Origin of the sequence: Novosphingobium sp. 9U, from assembly GCF_902506425.1 — a bacterium.
Lineage (GTDB): Bacteria > Pseudomonadota > Alphaproteobacteria > Sphingomonadales > Sphingomonadaceae > Novosphingobium.
On sequence record NZ_LR732532.1, the window covers coordinates 1 to 1,590 of the forward strand.

At 61.4% G+C, this 1,590-nt stretch carries 2 protein-coding genes; both read left to right on the plus strand.

The features are described 5' to 3' along the window. The first annotated feature begins 23 nt into the window (after positions 1-23). Positions 24-935, plus strand: a complete 912-nt coding sequence (gene cysD, locus GV044_RS20685; RefSeq protein ID WP_159874363.1) for a sulfate adenylyltransferase subunit CysD — start codon at positions 24-26, stop codon at positions 933-935. Further along, positions 935-1,590, plus strand: a 656-nt coding sequence (locus GV044_RS20690) for a GTP-binding protein (RefSeq protein ID WP_236555152.1), incomplete at its 3' end; no start/stop codon positions are given. The genes cysD and GV044_RS20690, both read left to right, overlap by 1 nt.

The following is a 1,590-nucleotide window of genomic DNA, read 5'->3' on the forward strand; positions in this document are numbered from 1 at the left end:
AACCCGGCAAACGGAGAGGGACTTTGACCACACTCACGCACCTGGAACGGCTCGAAGCCGAATCGATCCACATCATCCGCGAGGTCGTTGCCGAGGCTGAAAAGCCGGTGATGCTGTACTCCGTGGGCAAGGACAGCGCGGTGATGCTGCACCTGGCGCGCAAGGCGTTCTATCCCTCGCCGCCGCCGTTCCCGCTACTTCATGTGGACACCACGTGGAAGTTCAAGGCGATGTACGATCTGCGCGATCGCATGGCCAAGGAGTCCGGCATGGAGCTGCTGGTCTACCAAAACCCCGAGGCGACCGAGAAGGGCATCAACCCGTTCGATCACGGTTCGCTGCATACCGACATGTGGAAGACCGAAGGTCTGAAGCAAGCGCTCGACAAGTATGGCTTCGACGCAGCGTTCGGCGGCGCGCGCCGTGACGAGGAGAAGTCCAGAGCCAAGGAGCGCATCTTCTCGTTCCGCACCTCCTCGCACGGTTGGGACCCGAAGAACCAGCGTCCGGAGCTGTGGAATCTCTACAACGCGCGCAAGAACAAGGGCGAATCGATCCGCGTCTTCCCGATCTCGAACTGGACCGAGCTCGACATCTGGCAGTACATCCACCTCAACGACATCCCAATCGTGCCGCTCTACTTCGCGGACAAGCGGCCGACGTTCGAGTGGGAAGGCCAGCTGTTCATGGCCGACGACATCGAGCGGCTGGAGAAGGTGCTGGGCAAGAAGCCCGAGATCACCGAGCGTTCGATCCGCTTCCGCACACTGGGTTGCTTCCCGCTGACCGGTGCGGTCGAGAGCGAGGCCAAGACGCTGGAGGAGGTAATCCAGGAGACGCTGCTCACCACCACCTCTGAGCGCCAGGGTCGCGTGATCGACAAGGACGCCGGCGGTGCCGGCATGGAAGTGAAGAAGCAGCAGGGGTACTTCTGATGGCTGACATCGACACCAAAGACGCCGTCTACGTCACCGACAAGCTCATCGCCGAGGACATCAACGCATACCTCGAGAGCCATGAGCACAAGACCATGCTGCGCTTCATCACCTGCGGCAGCGTCGACGATGGCAAGTCCACACTGATCGGGCGCATGCTCTACGATTCGAAGATGATCTTCGAGGATCAGCTCGACGCGCTCTCGGCCGATTCCAAGAAGGTCGGCACGCAAGGCCAGGACATCGACTTCGCGCTGCTGGTCGATGGCCTCGCCGCCGAGCGCGAGCAGGGCATCACGATCGACGTCGCCTATCGCTTCTTCAACACCGAGAAGCGCAAGTTCATCGTCGCCGACTGTCCCGGCCACGAGCAGTACACGCGCAACATGGTCACCGGCGCCTCGACCGCCGACCTCGCGGTGATCCTGATCGATGCGCGCAAGGGCGTGCTGGTGCAGACGCGCCGCCACTCGTACTTGTGCCACCTCATCGGCATCAGGAACATCGTCCTGGCCGTGAACAAGATGGACCTGGTCGATTACGATCCGGCCGTGTTCGACGCGATCGTGAAGGACTATACCGAGTTCGCGCACTCGATCGGGATCGAGAGCTTCACTGCGCTGCCGATTTCGGGCTTCAAGGGCGACAACATCAC